At 36.8% G+C, this 26,156-nt stretch carries 27 protein-coding genes; 22 read left to right on the forward strand and 5 right to left on the reverse strand.

All coding sequences use genetic code 11. The features are described from left to right. The first annotated feature begins 399 nt into the window (after positions 1 to 399). The 10 genes from alaS (at position 400) to V6S17_RS04395 (ending at position 9,518) form a co-directional block, all read left to right on the forward strand. Positions 400 to 3,045, forward strand: coding sequence for an alanine--tRNA ligase (gene alaS / locus V6S17_RS04350; protein ID WP_029091228.1), 2,646 nt, complete (start codon positions 400 to 402; stop codon positions 3,043 to 3,045). A gap of 384 nt (positions 3,046 to 3,429) precedes the next feature. Beyond that, positions 3,430 to 3,699 (forward strand): IreB family regulatory phosphoprotein, encoded by a 270-nt coding sequence (locus tag V6S17_RS04355; protein WP_029091229.1) that lies wholly within the window; start codon positions 3,430 to 3,432, stop codon positions 3,697 to 3,699. A 3-nt stretch (positions 3,700 to 3,702) separates the two neighbouring features. After that, positions 3,703 to 4,119 carry a Holliday junction resolvase RuvX gene (ruvX, locus tag V6S17_RS04360; protein WP_029091230.1) on the forward strand — a complete coding sequence of 139 codons (417 nt, stop codon included), beginning with the start codon at positions 3,703 to 3,705 and terminating at the stop codon, positions 4,117 to 4,119. 20 nt (positions 4,120 to 4,139) lie between these two features. Then, positions 4,140 to 4,463, forward strand: coding sequence for a DUF1292 domain-containing protein (locus V6S17_RS04365; protein WP_029091231.1), 324 nt, complete (start codon positions 4,140 to 4,142; stop codon positions 4,461 to 4,463). Positions 4,464 to 4,632: 169 nt separating this feature from the next. After that, on the forward strand, positions 4,633 to 5,703 hold the full coding sequence (mltG, locus tag V6S17_RS04370) for an endolytic transglycosylase MltG (protein WP_029091232.1): 1,071 nt from the start codon (positions 4,633 to 4,635) through the stop codon (positions 5,701 to 5,703). Positions 5,704 to 5,721: 18 nt separating this feature from the next. Next, a complete protein-coding gene (gene udk / locus V6S17_RS04375) occupies positions 5,722 to 6,351 on the forward strand; it encodes a uridine kinase (RefSeq protein WP_029091233.1) in 630 nt (209 codons plus the stop codon). A gap of 113 nt (positions 6,352 to 6,464) precedes the next feature. Continuing rightward, positions 6,465 to 6,941: a transcription elongation factor GreA gene (greA, locus tag V6S17_RS04380; protein WP_029091234.1), complete on the forward strand. Its 477-nt coding sequence runs from the start codon at positions 6,465 to 6,467 to the stop codon at positions 6,939 to 6,941. Between the two features lie 312 nt (positions 6,942 to 7,253). Further along, positions 7,254 to 7,964, forward strand: coding sequence for a YrrS family protein (locus V6S17_RS04385; RefSeq protein ID WP_051535960.1), 711 nt, complete (start codon positions 7,254 to 7,256; stop codon positions 7,962 to 7,964). Positions 7,965 to 7,982: 18 nt separating this feature from the next. Beyond that, entirely contained in the window at positions 7,983 to 8,681 is a 699-nt protein-coding gene (locus V6S17_RS04390; RefSeq protein WP_029091236.1) for a 5'-methylthioadenosine/adenosylhomocysteine nucleosidase, read from the forward strand. 318 nt (positions 8,682 to 8,999) lie between these two features. After that, positions 9,000 to 9,518, forward strand: coding sequence for a DNA-3-methyladenine glycosylase I (locus V6S17_RS04395; protein ID WP_029091237.1), 519 nt, complete (start codon positions 9,000 to 9,002; stop codon positions 9,516 to 9,518). Positions 9,519 to 10,289: 771 nt separating this feature from the next. On the opposite strand, the gene V6S17_RS04400 is transcribed toward V6S17_RS04395, so the two are convergent. Continuing rightward, positions 10,290 to 12,077 carry a M3 family oligoendopeptidase gene (locus V6S17_RS04400; protein ID WP_029091238.1) on the reverse strand — a complete coding sequence of 596 codons (1,788 nt, stop codon included), beginning with the start codon at positions 12,075 to 12,077 and terminating at the stop codon, positions 10,290 to 10,292. A gap of 361 nt (positions 12,078 to 12,438) precedes the next feature. Here V6S17_RS04400 and V6S17_RS04405 point away from each other — a divergent pair, with 361 nt between their 5' ends. The 12 genes from V6S17_RS04405 (at position 12,439) to holA (ending at position 22,248) form a co-directional block, all read left to right on the forward strand. After that, the gene (locus V6S17_RS04405) at positions 12,439 to 12,957 is read left to right on the forward strand and encodes a YqeG family HAD IIIA-type phosphatase (RefSeq protein ID WP_029091239.1); all 519 of its coding nucleotides are present in this window, start codon (positions 12,439 to 12,441) and stop codon (positions 12,955 to 12,957) included. Beyond that, entirely contained in the window at positions 12,958 to 14,058 is a 1,101-nt protein-coding gene (gene yqeH / locus V6S17_RS04410) for a ribosome biogenesis GTPase YqeH (protein ID WP_029091240.1), read from the forward strand. 21 nt (positions 14,059 to 14,079) lie between these two features. After that, on the forward strand, positions 14,080 to 14,901 hold the full coding sequence (gene aroE / locus V6S17_RS04415; RefSeq protein WP_036027100.1) for a shikimate dehydrogenase: 822 nt from the start codon (positions 14,080 to 14,082) through the stop codon (positions 14,899 to 14,901). After that, complete coding sequence (gene yhbY, locus V6S17_RS04420; protein ID WP_029091241.1) at positions 14,895 to 15,188, forward strand: ribosome assembly RNA-binding protein YhbY; 294 nt, start codon at positions 14,895 to 14,897, stop codon at positions 15,186 to 15,188. Before aroE ends, yhbY begins: the two co-directional genes overlap by 7 nt. A gap of 18 nt (positions 15,189 to 15,206) precedes the next feature. Continuing rightward, entirely contained in the window at positions 15,207 to 15,779 is a 573-nt protein-coding gene (locus V6S17_RS04425; RefSeq protein WP_029091242.1) for a nicotinate-nucleotide adenylyltransferase, read from the forward strand. After that, positions 15,769 to 16,359: a bis(5'-nucleosyl)-tetraphosphatase (symmetrical) YqeK gene (gene yqeK, locus V6S17_RS04430; RefSeq protein ID WP_029091243.1), complete on the forward strand. Its 591-nt coding sequence runs from the start codon at positions 15,769 to 15,771 to the stop codon at positions 16,357 to 16,359. Before V6S17_RS04425 ends, yqeK begins: the two co-directional genes overlap by 11 nt. Further along, positions 16,352 to 16,705, forward strand: a complete 354-nt coding sequence (gene rsfS, locus V6S17_RS04435; RefSeq protein ID WP_029091244.1) for a ribosome silencing factor — start codon at positions 16,352 to 16,354, stop codon at positions 16,703 to 16,705. The genes yqeK and rsfS overlap by 8 nt, the downstream gene beginning before the upstream one ends. After that, complete coding sequence (locus V6S17_RS04440; protein WP_029091245.1) at positions 16,706 to 17,440, forward strand: class I SAM-dependent DNA methyltransferase; 735 nt, start codon at positions 16,706 to 16,708, stop codon at positions 17,438 to 17,440. 203 nt (positions 17,441 to 17,643) lie between these two features. Next, the gene (locus V6S17_RS04445; RefSeq protein ID WP_051457349.1) at positions 17,644 to 18,240 is read left to right on the forward strand and encodes a helix-hairpin-helix domain-containing protein; all 597 of its coding nucleotides are present in this window, start codon (positions 17,644 to 17,646) and stop codon (positions 18,238 to 18,240) included. A gap of 84 nt (positions 18,241 to 18,324) precedes the next feature. Then, positions 18,325 to 18,870, forward strand: a complete 546-nt coding sequence (locus tag V6S17_RS04450; protein ID WP_080712890.1) for a ComE operon protein 2 — start codon at positions 18,325 to 18,327, stop codon at positions 18,868 to 18,870. 15 nt (positions 18,871 to 18,885) lie between these two features. Beyond that, positions 18,886 to 21,099 carry a DNA internalization-related competence protein ComEC/Rec2 gene (locus V6S17_RS04455; RefSeq protein WP_029091247.1) on the forward strand — a complete coding sequence of 738 codons (2,214 nt, stop codon included), beginning with the start codon at positions 18,886 to 18,888 and terminating at the stop codon, positions 21,097 to 21,099. A 144-nt stretch (positions 21,100 to 21,243) separates the two neighbouring features. Next, entirely contained in the window at positions 21,244 to 22,248 is a 1,005-nt protein-coding gene (gene holA, locus V6S17_RS04460; RefSeq protein WP_029091248.1) for a DNA polymerase III subunit delta, read from the forward strand. A 52-nt stretch (positions 22,249 to 22,300) separates the two neighbouring features. Here holA and thrB read toward each other — a convergent pair whose 3' ends face one another. From thrB to rpsT, 4 genes are all read right to left on the reverse strand, one after another. After that, positions 22,301 to 23,161 carry a homoserine kinase gene (gene thrB / locus V6S17_RS04465; protein ID WP_029091249.1) on the reverse strand — a complete coding sequence of 287 codons (861 nt, stop codon included), beginning with the start codon at positions 23,159 to 23,161 and terminating at the stop codon, positions 22,301 to 22,303. Then, entirely contained in the window at positions 23,161 to 24,216 is a 1,056-nt protein-coding gene (gene thrC, locus V6S17_RS04470; protein WP_029091250.1) for a threonine synthase, read from the reverse strand. Before thrC ends, thrB begins: the two co-directional genes overlap by 1 nt. Positions 24,217 to 24,218: 2 nt before the next feature. Continuing rightward, the gene (locus V6S17_RS04475; RefSeq protein WP_029091251.1) at positions 24,219 to 25,499 is read right to left on the reverse strand and encodes a homoserine dehydrogenase; all 1,281 of its coding nucleotides are present in this window, start codon (positions 25,497 to 25,499) and stop codon (positions 24,219 to 24,221) included. A 187-nt stretch (positions 25,500 to 25,686) separates the two neighbouring features. Then, entirely contained in the window at positions 25,687 to 25,941 is a 255-nt protein-coding gene (rpsT, locus tag V6S17_RS04480) for a 30S ribosomal protein S20 (protein ID WP_029091252.1), read from the reverse strand. Positions 25,942 to 26,156 lie beyond the last annotated feature (215 nt).

Here is a 26,156-nt window from a genome sequence, read left to right on the forward strand (position 1 = left end):
TAGCTTTACCTTTACTATACTCGAAAAAAACTAGAATAGTGTGTAAAAACTATTAACAAATCATTAAAAGTACAATTACTTTAGTATTAACAGAAAATTTCAGTTGAAATAAGCAAGAATATCATCTAAAATGATTGTATAAGAATAAAGTGAAATTTTGAAAAGGAATATTTTGCAAAGGTGAATGAAAGAGAGGCGGTTGCACGGCTGAAACAACTGCTCATCATCAGTGAAATACGCTACCTTTTTCGAGCATAACCTGCCGTCTCATCAACGTTAAATGATGTTTGAGAGGTAATGATGTCTATGTCGTTGCAATTAGGGTGGTACCGCGAATTTTCGTCCCTAATATTGCAAAGGGATAGCTTTTTTTATTTATATAGAGGAGGAATTTAACTAATGAAAGCTTTAAAGGGTGCAGAAATACGTCAAATGTTTTTAGAATTTTTTGAATCAAAAGGTCATAAAATTGAGCCAAGTGCTTCACTTGTGCCAAAAGAGGACCCGACTTTACTATGGATTAATTCGGGAGTAGCAACATTGAAAAAATATTTTGACGGTACAGTTATCTCAGACAATCCTCGTTTAACAAATGCTCAAAAAGCAATTCGTACGAACGATATTGAGAATGTCGGAAAAACAGCACGTCATCATACATTTTTTGAAATGCTTGGTAACTTTTCTATCGGCGATTATTTCCGTGAAGATGCCATTAAATGGGCTTGGGAATTATTAACAAGTGATGAGTGGTTCGCAATGCCAAAAGATAAACTATATGTGACTGTTTTTCCAGAAGATACGGAATCAATTGCTGTATGGAAGTCGTTAGGTTTATCGGATGATCGTATTATTCCGATTGAAGATAACTTCTGGGAAATTGGTGCTGGACCTTCCGGACCAAATACAGAAATTTTTTACGATCGTGGCGAAGCGTACGATAAAGAAAAAATTGGTTTGCGTTTGTTAGCAGAGGATTTAGAGAATGACCGTTACATTGAAATATGGAACGTAGTACTTTCACAATTTAATGCTGATCCAGCAGTTCCTCGTAGTGAGTACAAAGAGCTTCCAAACAAAAACATTGATACGGGGATGGGTCTTGAACGAATGGCTTGTGTGTTACAAGAAGTTGAAACTAACTTTGAGAGCGATTTATTTATGCCCATCATCAATCATGTTGAAAAAATTGCAGGTGTAAACTATTCTACAAGCGATGTACAAACAAAAACAGCATTTAAAGTAATTGCTGATCATATTCGTACGGTTGCTTTTGCAGTAGGTGATGGTGCATTACCTTCAAATGAAGGTCGTGGATATGTACTTCGTCGTTTAATTCGTCGAGCAGTTCGTTACGCTAAGTTCTTAAATATCGAAAAACCATTCATGTATGAATTAGTAGGCACAGTTGCTAAAAACATGAGTGACTTTTATCCAGAAGTATTACAAAATCAAGCGTTTATCGAAAAAGTGATTCGTAATGAAGAAGAGCGTTTCCATGAAACATTAAATGATGGTTTAGCAATTTTGGAAAAATTAATTACAGATGCGAAAGCTGCAGGTACAAAAGAACTACCAGGCGAAGCTATCTTTAAATTATATGATACATATGGTTTTCCAGTCGAGTTAACAGAAGAGTATGCCGAAGATCAAGGGTTAAAAGTTGATCATGAAGCGTTTGAAATTGAAATGAATAAACAACGTCAACGCGCACGTGATGCACGTTCAACAGAAGGATCAATGAATATTCAAAGCGATGTTCTTTCAAAAATAACAGTTGCAAGTGAATTTGTAGGTTATACTCACACTGCTATTGAAGCGAACATTGTTGCAATCATTAAAGATGGTGAACAAGTAAAAGAATTGGCAGCTGGTGAAACGGGTGACGTTATTTTTGATAAAACACCTTTTTATGCTCAAGCCGGTGGTCAAGTTGCTGATATAGGGACAATTACTTCTGCTGATGTTGCAGCAAGTGTAACAGCCGTTCAAAAAGCACCACAACAACAAAATCTTCACAGTGTTAGCGTAGAAAAAGGAACGTTAGCGGAAGGTTCTAGCTATCATTTGGAAATTGATGCTGCAGCGCGTCGTTTGATTGTTAAAAATCATACAGCGACTCATTTATTACACCGTGCACTCAAGAATGTTTTAGGTGAACATGTTAACCAAGCAGGTTCATTAGTTGATTCTGAACGTTTACGTTTTGATTTCTCGCATTTTGGTCAAATTACAGCAGATGAATTAAAAGTAATTGAAGCTGAAGTTAATGCACGTATTTGGGATGAAATTCCTGTTGTTATTGAAGAAAAAGGTATTGAAGAAGCCAAAGAATTGGGCGCAATGATGCTCTTCGGTGAAAAATACGGAGATGTTGTGCGTGTTGTTCAAGTAGGCGATTATAGTCTGGAATTCTGTGGAGGCGTACATGTAAAAAATACTTCTGAAATCGGTATTTTTAAAATTGTTTCCGAAAGTGGAACAGGAGCAGGTATCCGTCGTATTGAAGCAGTAACTAGCCAAGCTGCATATGCTCATGACAATCAATTAATCGAAGCGTTAAGCACAACAGCAACAACGCTTAAAACGTCAGTAAGTGATGTGCCTGTTAAAGCGTTACAATTACAAGCAGATTTAAAAACAGCACAACAAGAAAATGAAAAATTAACAGCACGTTTGTCTGCGCAAGCGGCACAATCATTGTTTGAAAACCCAGAACAAATTGATGGTGTAAATGTTACGGCAGCAAAAGTAGATGTAAAAGATATGAACCAATTACGTCAATTAGTAGATTTATGGAAACAAAAAGAAGAAAGTGGTATTGTCGTATTAATTGCATCACCAGAAAGTGATAAAGTAAATATTATTGCAGCAGTATCACCTGATTTAATTAAAAAAGGCTTCAAAGCAGGGGCACTTGTAAAAGAAGTAGCGGTTATAACAGGCGGTAACGGTGGTGGACGCCCTGATATGGCTCAAGCTGGAGGGAAAGATGCAAGTCAAATTCCAGCCGCTTTAGAGGCAGTTAAAGCATGGGTAAAAGCTTAATCGTATTTTAAATCATAGTTGAAATGTCATAATTTCTAGCTTGTTGAGTTGAAAATATGAAAATAAAGACAGTAAACTGAAAAAGCAACGTTTTGACGATTTTTGTCAGAATGTTGCTTTTCTCATTGCTATAGTTGAGTAATGTTAGTATTGAAACATAATTAAAGTAATGTAAAAAGAGTAATGATACATTTAAGTTAATTGCAGAAAAAATTATTATTTTAAAAACACTTTTTTTGAGCAATCCACTCGCATTTTTAAGTGTTAACATATAAAATATTACACAGTGCTTACAATCAGACAGATTTACTTTATGTTTGTGAGATACTGATAAATGGTGTAGAATAAGATTGTATTCTAGCTTAGGAAGAAGAGGTGTTTATGATGCGTCCTTTTGACGAAACAATGAGATACGATTTTGGTGATGATCTGAATAAACCAGCCATAAAAGATGTGTTGCAAAAAGTTTATGTTGCACTCGAAGAAAAAGGATACAACCCCACAGGGCAAATAGTGGGATATCTTTTAAGTGGTGACCCTGCTTATATTCCGCGACATAATGAAGCTAGACAATTAATTCGTGGACTTGAGCGCGATGAAATTATCGAAGAATTGGTTAACAGTTATTTAAAAGTGGAAAGTGAGAGCAACTAACTTATGAGAACGATGGGACTGGATGTTGGTTCACATACAGTGGGCGTTGCAATCAGTGACACACTTGGATGGACAGCTCAAGGAATAGAAACAATACGTATCAATGAAGAAAAAGAAAATTTCGGATTTGATCGTGTCGCAGAATTGATTAAGGAGTATACTGTAACGAAAGTTGTAGTAGGATATCCAAAGAATATGAATAATTCTATTGGGCCAAGAGCAGAAGCTGCTGAGCGTTATGCAGCCTCGATTGGTGAACTCTTTAACCTTCCTGTTGTTTTATGGGATGAACGTCTAACGACAGTTGCTGCAGAGCGAATGCTAATAGAAGGCGATGTCAGACGAAACAAACGTAAAGGTGTTATTGATAAAATTGCTGCAGGATTAATTTTACAAGGCTACCTTGATTCACAATCTTAATTAATAAGGAGAGATATATTATGAGCGAAAACAATCACGAACACGAACATGCACACGATCATGAACACATTACAGTTATTGATGAAAATGGTAACGAGGAACTCTATGCAGTATTATTAACATTTGAACCAGAAAAAGAAAGTCCTTTCTTCGGTAACTCTTATGTTTATTGCTACCCAGAGAGTGAACATGATGCAGAGGAAGTTGAATTACAAGTTTACACTTACATCCAACAACCTGATGGTACTGCTGGTGAATTAAAACCAGTTCTTGAAGATGACGAGTGGGAAATGGTAGAAGAAGTATTAAACACATTCCTAGTTGACGAAGAAGAAGCTGAATAATAAATGAGTCACCCTTTCTTTCCTATTAGGAGAGAAAGGGTTTTTTATTTTTAAAATAATTACCATAACGTACATTTCTATAATTGTTAACTATTAACCCTTGAAAAAAATCACGAATATCGCTATTATAGATAAAGGAACTTGAGGACGTACAGAAAAGAGGAGAAAAATGAAAAAACGTAAAAAGTCATCCAATAAAGGTAAGATGATTGTTTTAATTGTTTTGAGTTTTATCGTTATTTTAGCAATCGGAGGTTATTTTTACTTCGTGTATACTATTTCTGCAGTGGATAAAGATAATAAAACAGATATTTACATTAAAGTGAAACAAGGTGAAACAATGAGCAGTTTAGCCGACGAATTGAAGAAAAAAGATTTGATTCATCAACCGCTTATTTTCACGTATTATGCGAAATACTTGCAACAAACTGAGTTAAAAGAAGGTCAATACATTGTTGATAAAACAATGAATGCCAAAAAAATTATCGATAAGTTTGTTAATGGGGAGCAAGCTAAAGCGCCTGCACTTACAATTCCTGAAGGATTGAATATCCCTCAAACAGCAGAAAAGATTTCTGCTTATACAAATCTTAAAGACGCAGATGTAATGGCTCAGCTAAACGATAAGGTTTTTGTTAAAAAAATGATTGAAAAGTACCCCAATTTAATCACAGATAATGTGCTGCAAGAGGGAATCAAGTATCCGTTAGAAGGTTATCTTTTCCCAGCAACATATACATTCCCAGTTGGAGATAAACCAACTGTGCAACAAATTGCAGAGGAAATGATTCAGAAAACAGATAAAGTTATCACACCACATTTGGAAGAGATTAAGAAAACTAATTTAAGTGTAAATCAGTTTTTGGCTTTCACATCTCTCCTTGAAAAAGAAGCGACTGCACATACGGACCGCTCAAAAATCGCAAGTGTATTCTATAACCGTTTAGAAGCAAAAATGCCTATTCAATCAGATGTTACAGTGTTATATGCATTGAATAAAACAGGCACAACATTTGTGAGTTATAAAGATATCAAAGTAGATTCACCGTATAATACTTATCTCATTGATCATTTGCCGATTGGTCCGATTAGTAATAGTAGTGAACTTTCAATTAATGCAGCACTTAACCCTGCTAAAACGGATTATTACTACTTCTTAGCAGATACAGAAACTGGCGATGTTTATTATGCTAAAACACTCAAAGAGCATAATCGTCTAGCAGCAAAACACGTAAAATAAACTTAAGGGGAATCATATATGGGTAATCAATCAATCGTCATCGGAATAACAGGGGGAACAGGCTCTGGTAAAACAAGTGTCTCGCGATCAATAATTGAATATTTTTCAGGAAAATCAATTTTGATGATTGAACAAGACGCTTATTATAAAGACCAAAGTCATCTTTCTTTTGAAGAAAGATTAAACACGAATTACGACCACCCCTTTGCGTTTGATACTGACCGTTTTATCGATGATATTAAAGCGTTACGACAAGGGAACGCAATCGAAAAACCTGTTTATGATTACGCCGCACATACAAGATCAGATAAAACAATTTATCAAGAATCACAAGATGTTATTATAGTTGAAGGTATTCTTGTTTTAGCAGATGAGCGTTTGCGAGATTTAATGGACATTAAAGTTTATGTCGATACCGATGATGATATTCGGATCATTCGACGTATGCTTCGTGATATTAAAGAACGTGGTCGTACAATTGAATCGGTTGTAGAGCAATATACTACAGTTGTAAAACCGATGCACAATCAATTTATTGAACCAACTAAAAAATATGCAGACGTTATTATTCCAGAAGGTGGCGAAAACAAAGTTGCGATTGATTTATTGCAAACAAAAGTAAGCCACTTCTATCAAAATAAGGACTGATAGTAGACAGTTCAAGTAGCAGTGTGTTACATTGTAACGTATAATGCGAATCGTGTGTATACACTGTTCACATGTATTATTATGTTCTTATAACAATCAAAGGAGCGATTACTGTGGAAGAAAAAGTATTCCCAATGACATTAGAAGGTAAGAAGAAATTAGAAGATGAAATTCATGAACTAAAGACAGTTAAACGTAAAGAAGTAGTAGAGCGTATCAAAATTGCCCGTGGTTTTGGTGATTTAAGTGAGAACTCTGAATACGATGCAGCTAAAGATGAGCAAGCATTTGTAGAAGGTCGTATCACAACGCTTGAAAATATGGTTCGTAACGCTGAAATCATTGATAGCTCAGATTCAGCAAATGATATCGTTTCCATCGGAAAAACTATCACTTTTAAAGAATTGCCTAAAGGTGATGACGAAACTTATACAATCGTTGGTAGTGCTGAAGCAGATCCGTTTAAAGGTCTTATTTCTAACGATTCACCAATTGCCAAAGCATTACTTGGACATAAAGTGAATGAAGAAGTATCAGTTCCAACACCAAGCGGTGAAGTTAACGTTCGTATTGTGGATATTAAAGCGTAATAGCTCTATATCGCATGAGGATGAGAAAGTAAGAATTATTTTGGATTGTAGATTAATTTCTACAATCCTTTTTTGATACTTTTATAGCGAGAAGTATGTGAATTAAAGAGACAAAAATGAGCAAGTTTTATGTTAAAGTAACTGACTTGCTACAGCTAGAAAATAGATGCCACTCAAAACTAAAGGATTGAACATTAGCAATTACATATTTAGCTGGTGTAAAAAATAGTGTTAGTCACTTTTAACGATGTAAACTTTAGATTAATTTGTTTTTTTATGATAGTATTGTTATGTACTTTGGAGGTGTAAAGAATGAGTCGTCAAGAAAAATACCATAACAAATCTGAAAAAAAGCAATATGTAACCCCGAAAGAAACGCCGAATTATGGAATTGATGATAATGAAGGCGAGATGAATGAATCGTCACGTTTAAGCAAAAGCCAAAAACGTAAACGAACAAACTTCATCTTAAATATTATGATTGTTGTTTTATTGATAGCAATCGCTACAACGTTGTACTTTGTCATTTTAACGACAGACACACCAGGTAAACAACCAGAGGGTGTTAAAACGGCAAGTGGTGAATCGTCATCTGAACAGGTAATAAAAAAGAAAAGTTCAGATGATGATAATTCATCATCTAAAAAGAAAACAAAAGAAACATCCGATATTAAAATAACTAAAAAAGCGGGTCCAGCTGATTCTAATATCAAAGAAGAGTGGACAGCAGACTGGCAACCGATAGGTACTAAACAAACAGGGCAACACGTTAATTCTTATGAGAGTGGTAGTGATGATTGGGCTGAAAAAATTGCTGCAATTGCCAAAACACTTACTATTTCTGAAACTAACGTTCAAACATGGTATATTGAAAATGGTGTAGGTTCAGGCAGCGATGCAATTGCGACAGTCTCTCCTAAAGATAAAGAGGATGATACCTACCGTTTGTATTTAAGCTGGGTTGATAAAAAAGGTTGGAAAACCGACAAGGTAGAAGAATTAAAAACAAACGATAAAAAATAAAGATGGGAATGACTAACAATGAAATTTGGGATTATTGGTGCAATGCAAGAAGAAGTTGAGTTATTAAAAGGAATGTTGGTTGATCGAGAAGAACACCAGATTGCTAATGGTTTATTTTACACCGGTCAATTAGAAGGTCGCGATGTTGTCTTATTACAGTCGGGTATTGGAAAAGTTAATGCCGCATTGACGACATCAATTTTAATCGATCGTTTTTCGCCAGATGTAGTAATCAATACAGGTTCTGCAGGTGGACTAGATACGAATTTAAACGTAGGAGACGTTGTGTTAGCCAAACAACTTACTTATGGTGATGCTGATGCAACAGCCTTCGGTTATAGCTATGGGCAAGTGCCTCAAATGCCAGCATTTTATGAGCCTGAAGCTGAATTACAGTCGAAAGTATTGGCATTATTAAAAGCTATTAGTACAGATTATCAAGTGGTGGAAGGACTTATCTTAACGAACGATTCCTTTATTCACCGACCTGATCAACGTGAACATCTGTTAGCACATTTCCCTAATGCACAAGCTTCGGAAATGGAAGCAACAGCTATTGCACAAACAGCGTTCCAATTTAAAATACCAAGCATTGTTATTCGTTCATTATCAGATATTGCTGGAAAAGAATCTTCAATGACATATGAAGAATTTTTGCCATTAGCTGCTGAAAATTCTGCAAGAATTGTTAAAACAATTGTGACGGAGCTTAATTAAACAATAAGCGATGAGTAGCTCGATATGCTGTGCGCTGATATTAAACTCCTAGTTTGAGGTGTTTGAGACTGAAGATAAATACTGTTCTAGGTCGTCACTCCTTGCTCGCTCGGGATTACGTACCATCAGTACGCGCACCGTCAATCGCTCGTCGTTTCTACTATAACAGCATTTCTATTCAGCCTGCTCATATCGTAGACAAAGTGGCTTAAATCATTTTCAAATGAAAAGCAGTTTTGCGAGACTTTGTCTACAATCTGGAACACCTCTTTAGGTTTTTTTTTATAAACTGATGTTATTAATAGGGAGGGAAGCGTTATGGATAAATTATCGGGTTCTGAGCTATATTCAAAACAATGGGGACAACCTACACATGACGATACACAATTATTTTACTTGCTGACAGTAGGTACTTTTCAAGCAGGGCTTAGTTGGAAGATGGTCACCAATAAAAGAGAGGTATTTCTTCGAAACTTCCACAATATGTCTATTCGAGATGTAGCGGGAATGACTGAAGCAGACGTTGATAACATATTGAACGATCCAGAGATGATTCGTAATTATCGTAAAATAATGGCAACGGTGATAAACGCACAAGCCATTGTTAAGATACAAGCAGAGTACGGTAGTTTTGCACGTTATCTTTGGGAATATGTCGAGGGAAGACCGCGTGAAATAATTTATACTCACAGTGATGAAATTTCTAACGTCTCACCCTTTGCAAGTATCGTAGCGAAAGATTTGAAAAAACGTGGTTTTAAATTTGTTGGTCCAGTGGTAACTTATATGTTTTTAAAAGCAGGTGGGATTGTAAAAGATATTGTTATTGATCAATAAATAAAGATGAATTAGAGAAAACACTATCCTGACAAAGAACGTCAAAATAGTGTTTTCTTTAATTCATTCAATTGTTAAAAAGATGGATTGATGGAATGGTACTCTCGTAAAGCGGATAAATTCGCTACGATAGTAGCAATTTTTTTGTAGCTGACCGTCTTTTTTTACTTTTAATTTTTTTCTCTAGCAAAAACCAAACAACTCCTGTTAAATTTCAAAAAACTCTTCCTGACAAAAAGCGTCAAAAAGAGTTTTTACTGTTCTCTAACTACAACAGCCAATGGCTTACTCTCTTTCAAAAAAATCAGTAGGCATAGAGAGCCTCCTTCATTTTTCTCCAAGCTAGTAGCCATTGTATGGGCTGTTTTCGTTTTTATTGGAGCTAAGCGTTTAGTTTTTACTTTTATTTATTCTCCAGTAAAAAAAGCCAAAACTTGTGAGATTTCAAAGATACTATTCTGACAAATTACGTCAAACTATTTTTTATCTACCTTCAGTGAAAGACAAACAACTCCTACTAAATTTCAAAAATAACATTTTGATACAAAAAATCAAACTTTTATTTTCTCCAATTTCTTTGAAGCTCAACGTTTGCTATCACTTTCAATTATTCCAATCTCTTCAGTTCTGACTGTCTTTTTTTACTTTTAATTTTTTTCTCTAGCAAAAACCAAACAACTCCTGTTAAATTTCAAAAAACTCTTCCTGACAAAAAGCGTCAAAAAGAGTTTTTTTCCAATTTATTCGGAGCTAATCGTTTAGTTTTTGCTTTTATTTCGTCAATTCTAAAAATTCGTCGATGTCTTTTAAAATGATGTCGACTGCAGCTTGCCAAAAATCAGGTTTTGTAAGGTCAACGTTCAAGTGTTTTTGTGCGAGTTCTTCAGTTGTCATTGAACCTGTATCTTGTAACAAGGCAATATAAGCATCCTCATAGCTGCCTTCCACTGTTCCAGCGTGCGCATATATACCGGCTGAGAAGAGGAAGCCAAACGTATAAGGGTAGTTATAGAACGGAATATCATCAATATAGAAATGTAATTTTGATTGCCAAAATGTTGGGTGGTAATCTTTCAAGCTATCAACGTAGGCTTCTTTTTGAGCATCTTCCATTAACTTGTTCAAACCTTCAACTGTAACGGCACCGTCTAAACGTGCTTTATGGAAGCGTTTTTCAAAGAGGAAACGAGAATGAATGTTCATAAAGAAAGCGACGCTGCGTTGAATTTTATCTTCGAGTAATTGGATATGTTCTTCTTTAGAGGCTGCTACCTTAATAGCTGCATCCGAAATAAGAATTTCTGCAAAAGTTGATGCTGTTTCAGCAACATTCATCGCGTAATCACGATTTAGAGGTGACTGGTCACGCATAACATGTGAATGGAAAGCATGGCCTAACTCATGTGCTAACGTAGAGATTGTATTCGCAGATCCATCATATGTCATAAAGATACGGCTTTCGCCATCTTCAGGAAATTCAGTGCAAAATCCGCCTGGTCGTTTATTATCACGATCTTCAGCTTCAATCCAGTTGTTTTCAAACGCATTGCGTGCAAATTCGGCCATTTTTGGACTGAACTTGGCAAAGTGTTCTTCAATAAATTCAGCGCCTTCTTGGAATGTCAGTGTTGTTTGAGTGTCAGTTAAAGTTAAGGGCGCTTCTACATCAACCCAACCCAGTTTATCAAGATTAAGCATTTTCGCTTTACGCTCTAGAAAGGCTAAAACAGGTGCTTTGTTATTTGAAACAACATCCCAAATGCTATTTAAAGTTGCTTCTTCTAAACGATTGAGGCGCAATGACTCATCAAGGATATCCCACTCACGCGCTTGATATTTTGCTAATCGGAAGCCAATTAAGTGGTTTAAGGTATCAGCAAATAACGCGCCTTTTTCTTGCCACGTTTGTTCCCAAACTTTAAAGGCGTTGTGGCGAACGTCATAGTTAGCTGAGTTCAAAAGGTTGTCAGTCTGACCTGCTGATAACGAAACAGCCTCACCTTGCTCATTAACAACATCAAAACGCATAGAATGAACAAGCGTATCATAATGCGCTGACCAGCCAGCATACCCATCAACACTTAAATTATTGATAAGTGTCTCTTCTTTATCAGAGAGCAGGAAGGTTTGGTTCGTGCGTAACTCATCTAATACAAAAGCAATTTCTTTTAAAGCATCAGTTTCTAACCATTGTTGCCAATGTTCATCAGATAATAAGGTTGTTTTCTTTGAAAGTTCATTAGAAGCATTTTGTAGGGTTGCATTTAATGAACCCAAACGGTTGAGCAGTGTGTCGCTATACGTATCACTAGCATCAGCAGCTGAGAAACACTCCACAAATGAACCCATTTGGAAAGTGGCCATTCCTAAATTCGCATAACTGGATGTTAACTCAGTAAAGACGGTGTAATCTTGACCATCCCACTCTGAGACTGCTGTAGTAAAAGCAGCCAATTCTTTGCTTGTTTGTTCTAATTTAGCTTGAAGCTCAGCTGAATGTGAGCCACCTTTGAAAAATGAATCAATATCCCAAGATAGCGAATAATTTTTTTTCGACATGGATAATACATCTCCCTTATAGTTAATAGTAGAAGTAACAGAAGTTCCAAAGTGGATTTTTAAGCAACTTGCAAAGATTCGTTAGAAAGATAACAAACCTCTTAAGAAGGTGTTTTTCCAATAAGGACAATAACTTCCTATTGAATTATACACTTAGTTTTTGTTAAATTCAAAATATTGGGACAAGAGAAATATTTTGTGCAAGGTAGCGTGTTTGTTAATAGGTCACTATAATTAATTAAAACGTTCAGCTAATTGATTGTGGTTTATCTAACAGGAACTTCTAAAGTTTATGCGACAAACACCATTTTTTCAGTTATAATGTATAAGAATGAGAAAAAGCGAGGTGCCTGAAATTTTGTTGAAAATGTTTTTACCCAATCGAATGGTTACATCACCGTATGTAATCACGCCGGAACAACTACAGCGAAATGGAATTAAAGTCGTGTTTACGGATCTTGATAACACACTAATTGCATGGGATGATGAAGCGGCGCCTGAACAATTACACAATTGGATTAAAGAATTGAAAACAGCTGGAATCGAGCTGACAATTGTTTCTAATAATAATGAAGAACGTGTGAGCAAATTTGCGGAAGAGGTTGGCGTTCCGTTTGTTTATCGTGCAAAAAAACCATTGAACTCCGGTTTTAAACGAGCAATGCGTATCTATGCAGTTCGTCGTGACGAAGTAGCAATGATAGGAGATCAGCTTTTGACGGATATTCTCGGTGGTAACCGTGCCCGTTTATTTACGATTTTAGTTCAGCCAGTTAAGCAAAGTGATGCTTGGAACACTAAAATTAATCGTCAGATTGAAAAGTTGATTGTGTCATTATTAAAACGAAAGAATCCATTAAAATGGGAGGATACACTATAAATGGAAAATGAAGAATTACATTGTATTGGTTGCGGGGCAATCATTCAATCAGAAGATCCAAACGCGCTAGGCTATGCTCCGGCTTCAAGCCTAGGAAGAGAACAAGTTATTTGTAAACGTTGTTACCGCTTGAAACACTATAACGAGGTTCAAGATGTATCTTTAACAGATGATGATTTCTTGCGTATTTTGAACGGACTAGGCGCTAAAAAAGGTTTAATTGTTATGATAGTTGACATCTTTGACTTTGATGGTAGCTGGTTACCTGGGTTACAACGTTTTGTTGGAAATAACCCGATCCTTTTATTGGGAAATAAAGTTGACTTACTGCCACATTCGCTTAAACGTCCTCCACTAATGAACTGGATGCGTGGTCGTGCAAAAGAGTTAGGTATGAAACCTGTTGCAGTTGATTTAATCAGCTCGTTAAGAGATGGTGAAATTAGTCCTGTGTTAGAATTGATTGAAAAACACCGTAATGGTGGGGATGTTTATGTTGTCGGTTGTACCAATGTTGGGAAATCAACATTTATCAATCGTATTATCCACGATGTGAGTGGTGAAAAAGACATTATTACAACGTCTCATTTCCCAGGCACAACACTTGATACGATTGAGATTCCGTTAGATGACGGCAGCATGTTAGTTGATACACCAGGAATTATAAATCATCATCAAATGGCACATGTTGTCACAAGCAAAACATTAAAAGCAATCACACCGAAAAAAGAAATCAAACCAGTTAGCTATCAATTGAATGAGGAACAAACACTCTTCTTTGGTGGACTTGCAAGATTAGATTATATTTCAGGTGGTAGACGCTCACTTACATGTTACTTGCCAAACAGCATTAAAATCCATCGTACCAAATTAGAAAAAGCAGATGAGCTTTATGCAAATCATTTAGGTGAGTTATTACAACCGCCATTTGCTGAGGATGTTGCTGATTTCCCTAAACTAGTGGGGCAAGATTTTCATGCGAAAGCGAAAATGGACATTGTTTTTTCTGGACTTGGCTGGGTAACAGTAGAAGAAGGTGCCCATATTAAAGCTTGGGTTCCTGAAAATGTGAATGTTACAATTCGTAAATCAATCATGTAACAAAAGGACGGTGATGGATCGATGAAAAAAACATATGCGGTAATTGGTTATCCAGTTTCTCATAGTATCTCTCCAGCAATTCATCAGCAAGCGTTAAATGCATTGGAAATTGATGCGAGTTATGTACCATTTGAAATTACTTGTGCGAATCAAGCAGCTGCTTTTAGTGGTTTGAAAGCTTTAGGTATAGATGGGTTTAATATAACAGCACCTTATAAAGAAGCGATTATTCCATACTTGGATGAATTAGCAGATAGTGCAAAGTTAGCGCAGGCGGTAAATACTGTTAAGAAAACTGACACAGGCTACGTGGGTTACAATACTGACGGCGATGGTTTTATTGCCAGCCTGAAAGAAGATTTTAAAGCTTTAACACTGGAAACTCGCTTCTTGATTATCGGTGCAGGTGGCGCTGCAAAAGGGATATTAGAGGCTATGAAAGCGCAAGGTTACAACAATATCACCATCACTAACCGTACACTTGCAACAGCTGAAAATTTAGCGGAGCTTTTAAATTGCCAGTCAATGGACTTAGAAACGGCGCAAGCAAACTTAGCAGATTTTGACTGTATTGTTCAAACAACATCAGTAGGAATGGATGCAAGTAGTGAGGCGTTACCAATTGAACTGACAGGTTTAAGAGCAGATACGTTCGTCAGTGATTTAATATATAATCCGCAAGAAACTGCTTTTTTGAAAGCAGCAGGAAGCAATCCTAAACAAAATGGTTTAGGAATGTTAATTTATCAAGCCGCATTGGCATTTGAAATCTGGACAGGTAAATGGCCTGATATTGATTTAATGTACAATGCTGCAAATGAGAAAGGGTTTAAAAAATGCTAAAAGGTAAACAAACACGTTATTTAAGAAGTCAAGCACACCATATCTCACCAATTTTCCAAATTGGTAAAGGTGGAATTAATGAAAATATGATTCGTCAAATTAAAGAGGCTTTAGAAGTTCGTGAGCTAATCAAAGTGAGCGTTCTCCAAAACAGTGATGAAATTCCAGCTGAAGTAGGTTTGACGATTGCTAAGAAAACAAAAGCGCAATTAGTCCAAGTAATTGGTAAAACAATTGTTCTTTACCGTCCATCAAAAAACGATCCTAAAATTCAACTCCCATCATAAAATAATCGGGGTGTAACAATGACAAAACGTATTGCTATACTAGGTGGAACATTTAATCCACCTCACTTAGGACACTTATATATTGCAGAACAAGTTTTCGAAATGTTAAACTTGGATGAAATAAGATTTATGCCTAATGCTGTCCCGCCTCATAAAAAGGTGACTGAGGGTATTAGTGATGAAAACCGTGTTGAGCTTGTTCGTAAAGCAATTGAAGGTAATTCACATTTTAAAATGGAATTATATGAAATTGAAAAAGGTGGCGCATCATACACCTACGATACAATGTTAGAATTGACTAAGCGAGAGCCAAATACGGAATTTTATTTTATCATCGGAGCTGATATGGTTGAATTTTTACCGAAATGGTATAGAATAGACCGTCTAATGGAGTTAGTGACCTTTATCGGTGTGACAAGAAGTGGTTTTCAATTGAACACTGATTATCCGATGAAAAAATTAGAATTGCCCTTGTTTGATGTCTCTTCATCAGGCATCAGGGCTCAAATAAAGGCGGATAAATCAGTGCGCTATATGGTGCCAGACAATGTTTATTACGCTATAAAGGAGTGCCGATTTTATGAATCGTGAAGAAGCTTTAGAGTTGGTTAAACCACATTTAACGGAACAGCGCTATATCCATACATTAGGCGTGGAAAAAACAGCAATTGAATTAGCGAGACAGTATGGTGTCGATCCTGAAAAAGCTAGTTTAGCGGCAATTTTTCATGACTATGCTAAAGTTCGCGACATCGATGAGATGCGTCATATTATTATAAAAGAAGATTTAGATCAAAGTTTATTACAATATCATCCTAACCTCTGGCATGCACCAGTTGGAGCAGTGTTAGTTAATAAGGAAATGGGCATTGATGATCCTGAAATTTTAGGTGCAATCACTTTCCATACGACAGGTCAACGTAATATGTCACCACTTGAAAAAGTTATTTTTGTGGCAGACTACATTGAGCCAAATCGTGAATTTCCAGGTGTAGAAGAAGCGCGTGAGCTAGCAAAAAAATCGTTGGATGAAGCCGTTCGTTTTGAATTATCACAAACGATGATTTATCTTATCCAAAGACAACAAACGATTTTTCCTGATACGTTCGAAGCGTATAATATGATTACAAAACAGTTAAAAGAAGAAGGAGAGCGAAATTTTGATAAATAGTAAAGAGGTATTAATGCTTGCAGCTAAAGCAAGTGACGATAAACGTGCAGAAGATATTATGGCGCTTGATATGACAGAGTTAAGCTCGATGGCAGATTATATTTTAATCGCTCATGGTAACTCTGAGAAACAAGTACAAGCTATTGCAAATGAAATTAAAGATAAAGCAAGTAAACAAGGTATTACAATCGAACGTATGGAAGGTTTATCTGCAGCGCGTTGGATCTTAGTTGATTTAGGCGATGTTGTTGTACATGTTTTCCATCACGAAGATCGTGCTTACTATAATTTAGAAAAACTATGGGGTGACGCACCACTTGTTGACGTTACTGCTGCGTTTGAATAAATGAAAGAAAACTACGATACGTTTCCACTTGTTTATGATGATTTGATGGATAAATCACTCTATGAAAAGTGGGTGGATTTTGTAGTACGCCATACACAATCGCAATCAACTTTGTTGGACTTAGGTTGTGGTACTGGAGAATTCGCTTTACGTTTAGCTGAAAAGTATGATGTTTCAGGACTTGATCTTGCAGCAAATATGTTGGTTTTAGCACAGGATAAATTTGAAGAAGCATCTTTAACGATTCCTTTGTTTGAAGCTAACATGCTTGATTTTGATTTAGGTCAATCGTTTGAAACGATTACATGTTTAAGTGATTCACTGAACTACATGACTGATGAAGCGAGTGTAAGTAAAGTATTTGAACGTGTACAGCAACACTTAACAGAGACAGGGACATTTATTTTTGATGTTCATAGTATCTATAAAGTAGATGTGCTATTTGATAATTATGTATTTGCTGATAATGATGACGATGTCTCATTTATTTGGCGCTCATACAAAGGCGAAGAAGCGCATACTGTAGAACATGATTTATCATTCTTCCTCTATGACGAAGAAATGGATATGTACACGCGTCGTGATGAATTACATTGCGAACGTACATATTCAGTCGAGACTTATGAAAAGCTATTACTAGCAGCTGGTTTCTCTAAAGTTGGTGTTTATGCCGACTTTACTGATGAGGCTCCGTCTGAAACGTCAGAACGCTTGTTTTTTGTCTGTCAAAAATAATCGAAAAAGATTCTAAGATAGTATAAATCTTAGAGTCTTTTTTTGTGCAAATTAATAATTATGTATAAGATTTTCCCTGTTTTAAATAGCTATTTAACATGAAAGGTATCTAAAAATAAAGATTAAATCGATACTGGCATCTATCAATAATAAGGAAGGTTGATAGATAAGAGCGAAAAGTTAAACAGGAAGAGGTGGACGCCATGAGAAAGATAAAAACATTTTATCAAGAATATCGATTAATATCTTATGTTGTGATAGGCGTTTTTATAACGGGGATATTAATCTTTTTGTTACCAGAGGTAAAGGTAGAAGAAACGCCGCAAGTGAATGCGGTCCAAACAGAGCCTATGAAAGAGAAAAAAACCGATGCAGAAGTAACACATTTTACAGTTGATGTAAAAGGGGCAGTAGGAAAACCTAATGTGTATGAAATAGCAATTGATGCACGGATTAAAGATGTTATCCATTTGGCAGGTGGTGTGACCGAAAAGGCGGATACTAGCCAGTTGAATTTAGCACAAAAGGTCGTAGATCAAATGGTCGTTAACGTGCCTTTTGAAGGTGATTTACCATCTGATCAAGTAGATGAAACAGATGCTGCACCAGTCAAAATCAACATTAATCAGGCGAAAGTAACTGATTTTGAAGGCGTTCCCGGAATTGGAGCTGTAAAAGCAGCGACAATTATTAGCTATCGTGAAGAAAATGGTTTGTTTGAAAATATCGAGGCACTGACTAATGTAACTGGCATAGGTGACAAAACAGTTGAGCGCTTAAAGGATTACCTTGATGTATAACGCTTTTTATTGAAAAGAGATTGACGGGTAGTAAGTTGTGTGATTATACTGATAATAAGAAGATAAACAGAGGAGCGACATTTAATGGAGAGAATATCATGGAATCAATACTTTATGGCACAGAGTCACTTGCTAGCTTCACGTAGCACGTGTCATCGTTTAATGGTGGGAGCAACAATTGTTCGCGATAATCGTATCATTGCAGGTGGATATAATGGCTCTGTAGCACGAGAGGCCCACTGTATTGATGGTGAGTGTTTAATGGATCACGGGCATTGTATCCGAACAGTTCATGCTGAAATGAATGCGATTTTACAATGTGCTAAATTTGGTGCATCTACTGAACAAGCTGAACTGTATGTGACACACTATCCGTGTGTTAATTGTAGTAAGGCCATTATACAAGCGGGTATAAAAAAAGTGCACTTTGCTCAGGATTATCATAATCACCCCTATGCTCAGCAGCTATTTAAACAAGCACAAGTAGAAACTGTTCATGTGCCTTTAGATCCTGTTTATTCTCAACATTTCGCTGTCGAATTAAAGAAAGATGTGCTTGCTGCACTCTCACAATTACCTGAAACAACAGAAAATGTAACGTTGATTAAAGCGGTGAAAAAACAGCTTTAAAACGGAGGTGATGTTATGGCACGCCATCTGTTAGTGATAAGTTGTGTGATGTTATTTATTGCTGTAGCGATGGAAAAAGAAGCCTTTAGCTTTGTTATTATTGTGCTCATAATATGTTGCTTATTAAGTTGGAAATATAAACAGCTTTTATATTTTTTACCGATGTTATTGTTGCTGATGATTATTTATCAGTCCAGCGCTGAACAGAGTTTTCGCAAAAGCGCACCTGATTTTTTAAAGTCTTTTAAGATTAGTGCTGAACCGCTGATTGATGGTGATCGTTTCCAAGCGATAGTTACACAAGGAAAACAAACAAGTAAAATGAGTTATGTGATGAATACAGAAAACGAAAAGGATGCGTTAAGGCATATAAAACCTGGCGATAATTTACAGATTAGTGGTGAAACACGTAGCCCTAATCGTGCAAAAAATCCTCATCAATTTGATGAACGGTTGTATTTAAAGTACCAGCATATCCACCATGTTATTACGGCTGTTTCGATTGACAAACTAGCAGACAGCAAACCCTCGTGGCATACAAAAATTCTACAGCTACGCCATTATTTATTGGCCGTAGTAACAGAAAAAGCACCATCTAAAGTAGGTTCTTATACAAGAGCGCTGATTTTTGGTGAACGAGATAGTCTTGAAGAGGAGACTGTTGAAGCCTATCGATCATTAGGTGTCATACATCTTTTAGCGATTTCTGGTCTACATGTACACCTCATCGGTGCGATTTTATTTATGATAACGCTTTATTTAGGGGCTACAAGACGTTTAAGTGCAAGTCTTGCTATTGTCTTCTTATTGTTCTATCTCGTGTTAGCAGGTGCTAATGCGCCTGTTGTGAGAGCAGTAAGCATGATGTGTTTGCTTTTTTTTAATGAGATCATCCCTTCGAAAATATCCACGTTCACTGCTTTGATTATAAGTTTCAATTTGCAAATCCTCCTCGATCATTATCAACTCTTTTCTATAGGCTTCCAGCTGTCGTATGCCGTCTGTTTAGGATTGGTTTTAAGTCGGAATATTATCCGCCAATCTCAAAGTAGAGTAGTTGAAGGACTGAAAATATCAATTATTGCGACGTTAATGTCTCTTCCTTTAATTAGTTACCATTTTTTTGAAATTTCACTTGCAAGTATTTGGAGCAATTTAATTTTTGTACCCCTCTATACACTATTCATCATTCCTGCATGTTTGGGAACAGCCCTTATTTTACCACTTTTTGAAATACCCACCCCGCTTTTAACACTGTTTGAAAAAGTGTTGAGTTTGAGTGAAACGTTTGCGATCAAATTAAATGAGTTACCGTTTAACACATACATTACTGGACGAGCCCCATTAGTTAGCTATTTTATAATAGTTGTACTTTTATGGAGTTTTTTTATAGCCTGGGAGCGGAAGTGTTATTTAAAGACATTGACTTTACTGTTGATTATAACAATCCTGAGTTTGCCAATCCAAACACAATGGAGCAATAAAGGCAGGGTCGTTATGATTGATGTGGGTCAAGGCGATAGCCTTTTTATACAGCTACCAAATAATAAAGGTAATATGTTAATCGATACAGGCGGACAATTTGATTGGCAGCCACGGGAGGAATGGCAGAAACGTAAACGTGTCTATACCATAGGGAAAAACGTCCTAAACCCTACACTTAAAGCATTAGGTGTTAGTCGAATTGATCAAGTTATCCTTACGCATAGTGACTTCGATCACATGGGGGCGTTGGTGGAATTAGCTGAAGAGATCAAGCTTGGTGAAATTATAATCGGACGTGGTAGTGCCAGTGACAAGTTATTAGCAACAATGTTAACAAAATTGAAAGCTATTCCTCAACGAGAAGTTGTTGAAGGCGATGAATTAGTGTTGGGGAAGATTAGGTTCACTGTTTTAAATCCACAAGCAGAAGGCGGTATAGGTGAAAATCGCGATTCTGTAGTATTGCATGCGGTTATTGCTGGAAAAAGTTGGTTGTTTACTGGTGATATGGAAAAAGAGCAAGAACAGCGTATCATGAAGGAATACCCTAAATTAGGCCTCGATTATTTAATGGTAGCTCACCATGGGAGTAAACATTCGACAGATGCCACTTTTGTTGAAAACATGCAGCCAAAAGAGGCGTGGATTTCTGTAGCCGAAAAATCAAGATATGGACATCCTCATCCCGAGGTTTTAGAAATTTTAGCAAATAATAATGTTCGTATTCGTAGTACGGCATTATAGGGCGCTCTTATTTATCATTTCGATTATTAAAAATAACAGAGTAGGGAATTCATCCTTAAAAAGAGAAAGCAGTTCGATAATAATGCCATTTTCAGTTATAATAAAGAGGTGAGAATATATTGGTAAAGAGTTGGGGATGAAAAGATGATCAAAGAATGGCAAACGATTGAACGTGGAGAGTTTTCTCCTGTTTATTTAATCATTGGAACAGAGGCGTATATTATTCAGGAAACGCTGAAACGTATCGAAGAAAATGCGCTGATTGCAGACGAAGCTGAGTTTAATTATGCGAATTTCGATTTAACTGAAACATCGATTGAAGTAGCGATTGGCGAAGCTGAATCCGTTCCTTTTTGGGGGGATCGTAAAGTTGTAATCCTTCAACGCCCCACTTTTTTAACTTCTGAAAAAGACAAGGTGGATCATCAAATAAAGGGTTTTGAAAATTATTTGAATGAGCCTGTACCGTTTACAATTCTTGTTATTGTGGCGGGTGTAGATAAGTTGGATGCACGGAAAAAAATAAGTAAATTAGTGCAAAAAAATGCTGTTGTTATCGATGCAACTGCACCCAACGAACAAAGTTTATTACGCTGGTTATCTGAAAGAGCGACCGCTTTAAATATGGATTATGAACCGGCAGCAATGCAAGAGTTAATGGTATTAACTAATTTCCAACTATCTGTAGCCATTCAAGAATTAGAAAAAATAGCGTTGTTTGTAAATGGTGGTTTGATGACTGTTCAAATTGTAGAAGATATGGTTGTAAGATCGTTGGAACAAAATGTTTTTCAATTGACTGAAAAAGTGGTTAATAAAGAGACAGGTAAGGCCTTGCGTATCTACCAAGATTTAATTAAACAAAAAGAAGAGCCGATTAAGATATTGGCATTATTGATTAGCCAATTTCGTTTGATGAACCAAGTTAAAATTATGAAGAAAAAAGGATACAGTGATCCAGAAATGGCACACACGCTAAAAGTCCATCCTTATCGAGCGAAGTTAGCAGCACAATCTGTCCGTAATATTGAATTGATACATTTACAAACAGCATTAGCGGCGTTGGCAAAAGCTGACTTTGAATTAAAGACAGGTAGAGGATTACCAGGCCAAAAAGTTGAGTGGTTTATTTTCAATTGGCATGCCTAACAACAAACAAAAAAGTAACGTCTCTGAGAAATTTTCTCGAAGACGTTACTTTTTAATTTACTTGAATACCAACAGTATCTACATTAAGATGGATTAAATTTGCTGTTGAATCAAAGCTTTTTAGATCAGCCATTAAAGCTGCAGTTTTTTCAGGCTGAGATAAGATTAAGACTGTGGGTCCTGCACCTGATAAACAGCAACCATAAGCATCGAAAGTTTTAACGCGTTCACGTAAAAGCTCTAATTGAGGCACGAGTGATTTACGATAATGCTCGTGGAAAAGATCCTGCGCCATCATTTCACCCATTTGTTTTAAATCACCTGACAATAAGCTCGATAACATCACATTGCTAATCGCACTTGCTTTAACCGCTGTGCCATAAGGTAATTCCTCAGGTAAAACACTGCGACTCAGCGTTGTCGCTAATTCAGTTTGTGGAATAAAGGCAACAATGTCACAGTTTGGAAAGTTATGACGTGTGTAGCGTGTCTCTTCACCGAGTTGAACAGCAATCACCAAACCGCCAAATACGGCAGGCGCAACATTATCCGGATGACCTTCAATGTTAGTCGCGATGCGCATTTTTTCTTCTGCGGAAAGCTTGAGCTCACCTAACTGATTGGCAAGTTCAATTCCCGCAACAATCGCAGCAGCGCTACTTCCCAATCCACGAGTGGATGGAATATCACAACGCATCACGAGATGTTGTGGTTGAATATGCGGTGCGAGTGCAAGTGCTGTTTCAATAATAAGATTAGAGGCATCTGTTGGGATACCGTCACCTAATTGATGCTCAATGAACCAAGTGTCTGCAGGGGTCACATCAAGTTCTAAATAAAGGGAAAGAGCCAAACCACAAGAGTCGAACCCAGGCCCTAAATTTGCTGTGGTAGCAGGCACCTTGATGCGCATCATTCTGCTGTTGCCGCTGCTAAATGTTTGGCAATTTCATCATATGTATTGAGACGATGAATTGTAGCAGGGACTTTATTGATAGCTGAATCAGGGTCTTTTAAGCCATTACCTGTAAAGACCGTCACGACTGTTTCACCCGGTTTGATTTGACCACTCTTCACATGCTTAATGACACCAGCTAAAGAGGCAGCTGAGCCCGGTTCAATAAAGATACCATCCATACGAGCGACAGCTTGATAAGCAGCTAAAATTTCATCATCGCTAACAGCGTCAATAAAACCATTGGATTCATCACGAGCCGCTTCTGCAAAAGCCCAACTTGCCGGGTTTCCAATACGAATTGCTGTTGCAAATGTTTCAGGAGCAGCGATTGGCGCTCCTTGGACGATTGCTGCAGCGCCTTCTGCTTCAAAACCGTGCATACGGGGAAGACCGCTTTGTTTTTTGTCATTAAATTCTTTAAAGCCTTTCCAATAAGCAGTGATATTACCAGCATTTCCAACTGGAATTGCTAAAACATCAGGTGCTTTACCAAGTTGTTCAACAACCTCGAAAGCAGCTGTTTTTTGACCTTCGATACGATAAGGGTTAACAGAGTTAACAAGGGTTACCGCTTCTTTTTCAGCAATATCACGAACCATAGTAAGAGCGTCATCAAAGTTACCATCAATTGAAATAATATCAGCACCGTACATAACCGCTTGCGCAAGTTTTCCAAGTGCAACTTTACCCTCAGGAATAACGATGTATGCTTTTAAACCAGCACGTGTTGCATAAGCTGCAGCCGCAGCTGAAGTATTACCCGTAGAGGCACAAATAACTGCTTTGGCTCCATCTTCTTTTGCTTTAGCCACGGCCATCACCATCCCACGATCTTTAAACGAACCTGTGGGATTCACACCTTCTGTTTTAGCATACAATGTAATGCCTAATTTTTCTGATAGGTGAGGTAAAGGCACTAATGGTGTATTACCTTCATGTAATGATAATAAAGGTGTGTTCTCATTAACCGGTAAAAATTCTTTGTATTTTTTTAATAATCCCTCATACATAATTAATCCTCCACTCGATAATGTGAGTTAACCACAATACCACTCTCATTTTTTAAAGTCTCTAACGCAAGATGCAGGTTTTCACGACTTGTTTCGTGTGTAATGATAACGACAGTTGCTTGTTCATTTGATTCAGGTAATTGTAGAATACGGCTGAATCCAATTTTTTGTTCAGTGAAACGCTGTGTCATTTTTAAGAAAGTACCTGTTTCATCAGTCATCTTTAGACGAACAAAGTATTTTGCGAGGCAATCTTTGTCAGCCAATTTATTTGTTTCATGCACATAAGAACTAAAAGCATTCCCATTTGTGCCAAGTTTTGTATTTTTTGCAACAGTAATGATGTCGCTGACAACGCTTGAAGCCGTTGGTAATTCACCAGCACCAGGGCCATAATACATCGTTTCACCTGCAGCTTCACCTAACACAAATACAGCATTATTTTCATTGTGAACACCTGATAAAGGATGCGTTTTTGGAAGCAGGGTAGGTGTGACGCAAACATCTACGGCACCGTTGTGTTCTTCAGCAATCCCTAAAAGTTTAATTGTATAACCTAATTGATCGGCTAATTTGATTTCGTCCACTGTTAATTGACGAATCCCAGTTGTCGAAACATCATCTAGTGAAACATTCATACCGAAGCTTAAACGAGTTAAAATAACCATTTTACGTGCAGCATCAATCCCATCAACGTCATTAGTTGGGTCGCTTTCAGCAAAACCAAGTTCTTGTGCTTGTTTTAAAGCAGTTTCGTATGAAAGTCCTTCGCTGGTCATTTTAGTCAACATGAAGTTAGTGGTACCGTTAACGATCCCCATTACTTTTTTCAAATGATCTGATGCAAGGCCGTTAACAATTGTACGTAAAATTGGAATTCCGCCTGCAACACTTGCTTCATAGAAGAGGTCGCAATTATTTTCACGAGCAACTGTGATCAAGTGATCGCCGTGTAAAGCAATAAGATCTTTGTTTGCTGTTACAACATGTTTACCAGCGCGTAACGACTTAAGTACATAATCGTAAGCGATATCGATTGTGCCCATTACTTCGACGATGATTGAAATTGATGGATCACCAATTACATCATTTACATTGTCAGTAACAGCAACATCAACGTCTTCATAACGTCGCGTTTTCGTGAGATCACGAACCAAAACCTTTGTTACTTTAATATCATAACCAGTAATCTGGCTAATCTTACTCTTATGTTCGTCTAAAATTCTCACGACGCCACTTCCGACAGTCCCGAATCCGAGAACACCTACATTCAATGATGACATAAAATACCTCCTTGTAATTTTCATTTCTATTAAATTTAGAATTGTTTGATTTATTAGAAAATTAATATTCTCAGTATAATAAAAATCCCACTATAAAGCAAGGTAAGATTATAGGACCTTGTAATATAATGGGATAATAAATTTTGGATAAAACAAAAGAGCCCTATACAACAGGCTCCCAAAGAGATTATTTAGCTAATTTTTTAGCAAGACGTGATTTACTACGGTCTGCTTTGTTTTTGTGAATCAAACCTTTTGAAACAGCACCATCAAGTTTAGAAACAGCTTGGCTATATAATTCACTTGTGTTATCAGCGTTAGCTACAACAGCAGCGTCGAATTTTCTAACAGCTGAACGAACAGCAGCACGTTGTGAAGATTTTAATTCATTACGAGTTTCTGTTTGTTTTACGCGTTTAATAGCGGATTTAATGTTAGGCATTTATGTCACCTCCGTTGAAATAATCATACTATGGCTCATCTAATTAGATAGCTCTAATTCCAACCATAAGACAGACTTAATTATATATGAAAATTGAAGGGATTGCAAACGTCTATTCTAAATTTATTTTTAAAAGGCTTTTTTTAATAGTAGAAAGAGCTTTAATACATAAATAACAAGGGATTTGCCAAACAATTGTAGCTACTATATAATAA

The organism is Brochothrix thermosphacta DSM 20171 = FSL F6-1036, assembly GCF_036884295.1.
Classification (GTDB): Bacteria; Bacillota; Bacilli; order Lactobacillales; family Listeriaceae; genus Brochothrix; species Brochothrix thermosphacta.

What these genes read in the sequence shown, in the direction of transcription:
- aroE (WP_036027100.1), top strand. Translation starts at nt 14,080, where the DNA reads ATGAAAAAAACATATGCGGTAATTGGTTATCCAGTTTCTCATAGTATC.
- thrC (WP_029091250.1), bottom strand. Translation starts at nt 24,216, where the DNA reads ATGTATGAGGGATTATTAAAAAAATACAAAGAATTTTTACCGGTTAAT.
- ruvX (WP_029091230.1), top strand. Translation starts at nt 3,703, where the DNA reads ATGAGAACGATGGGACTGGATGTTGGTTCACATACAGTGGGCGTTGCA.
- thrB (WP_029091249.1), bottom strand. Translation starts at nt 23,161, where the DNA reads ATGCGCATCAAGGTGCCTGCTACCACAGCAAATTTAGGGCCTGGGTTC.
- yhbY (WP_029091241.1), top strand. Translation starts at nt 14,895, where the DNA reads ATGCTAAAAGGTAAACAAACACGTTATTTAAGAAGTCAAGCACACCAT.
- V6S17_RS04445 (WP_051457349.1), top strand. Translation starts at nt 17,644, where the DNA reads ATGAGAAAGATAAAAACATTTTATCAAGAATATCGATTAATATCTTAT.
- V6S17_RS04455 (WP_029091247.1), top strand. Translation starts at nt 18,886, where the DNA reads ATGGCACGCCATCTGTTAGTGATAAGTTGTGTGATGTTATTTATTGCT.
- V6S17_RS04425 (WP_029091242.1), top strand. Translation starts at nt 15,207, where the DNA reads ATGACAAAACGTATTGCTATACTAGGTGGAACATTTAATCCACCTCAC.
- mltG (WP_029091232.1), top strand. Translation starts at nt 4,633, where the DNA reads ATGAAAAAACGTAAAAAGTCATCCAATAAAGGTAAGATGATTGTTTTA.
- V6S17_RS04395 (WP_029091237.1), top strand. Translation starts at nt 9,000, where the DNA reads ATGGATAAATTATCGGGTTCTGAGCTATATTCAAAACAATGGGGACAA.
- rpsT (WP_029091252.1), bottom strand. Translation starts at nt 25,941, where the DNA reads ATGCCTAACATTAAATCCGCTATTAAACGCGTAAAACAAACAGAAACT.
- V6S17_RS04400 (WP_029091238.1), bottom strand. Translation starts at nt 12,077, where the DNA reads ATGTCGAAAAAAAATTATTCGCTATCTTGGGATATTGATTCATTTTTC.
- V6S17_RS04440 (WP_029091245.1), top strand. Translation starts at nt 16,706, where the DNA reads ATGAAAGAAAACTACGATACGTTTCCACTTGTTTATGATGATTTGATG.
- V6S17_RS04450 (WP_080712890.1), top strand. Translation starts at nt 18,325, where the DNA reads ATGGAGAGAATATCATGGAATCAATACTTTATGGCACAGAGTCACTTG.
- yqeK (WP_029091243.1), top strand. Translation starts at nt 15,769, where the DNA reads ATGAATCGTGAAGAAGCTTTAGAGTTGGTTAAACCACATTTAACGGAA.
- V6S17_RS04365 (WP_029091231.1), top strand. Translation starts at nt 4,140, where the DNA reads ATGAGCGAAAACAATCACGAACACGAACATGCACACGATCATGAACAC.
- V6S17_RS04390 (WP_029091236.1), top strand. Translation starts at nt 7,983, where the DNA reads ATGAAATTTGGGATTATTGGTGCAATGCAAGAAGAAGTTGAGTTATTA.
- V6S17_RS04355 (WP_029091229.1), top strand. Translation starts at nt 3,430, where the DNA reads ATGCGTCCTTTTGACGAAACAATGAGATACGATTTTGGTGATGATCTG.
- udk (WP_029091233.1), top strand. Translation starts at nt 5,722, where the DNA reads ATGGGTAATCAATCAATCGTCATCGGAATAACAGGGGGAACAGGCTCT.
- V6S17_RS04385 (WP_051535960.1), top strand. Translation starts at nt 7,254, where the DNA reads ATGAGTCGTCAAGAAAAATACCATAACAAATCTGAAAAAAAGCAATAT.
- V6S17_RS04475 (WP_029091251.1), bottom strand. Translation starts at nt 25,499, where the DNA reads ATGTCATCATTGAATGTAGGTGTTCTCGGATTCGGGACTGTCGGAAGT.
- holA (WP_029091248.1), top strand. Translation starts at nt 21,244, where the DNA reads ATGATCAAAGAATGGCAAACGATTGAACGTGGAGAGTTTTCTCCTGTT.
- yqeH (WP_029091240.1), top strand. Translation starts at nt 12,958, where the DNA reads ATGGAAAATGAAGAATTACATTGTATTGGTTGCGGGGCAATCATTCAA.
- alaS (WP_029091228.1), top strand. Translation starts at nt 400, where the DNA reads ATGAAAGCTTTAAAGGGTGCAGAAATACGTCAAATGTTTTTAGAATTT.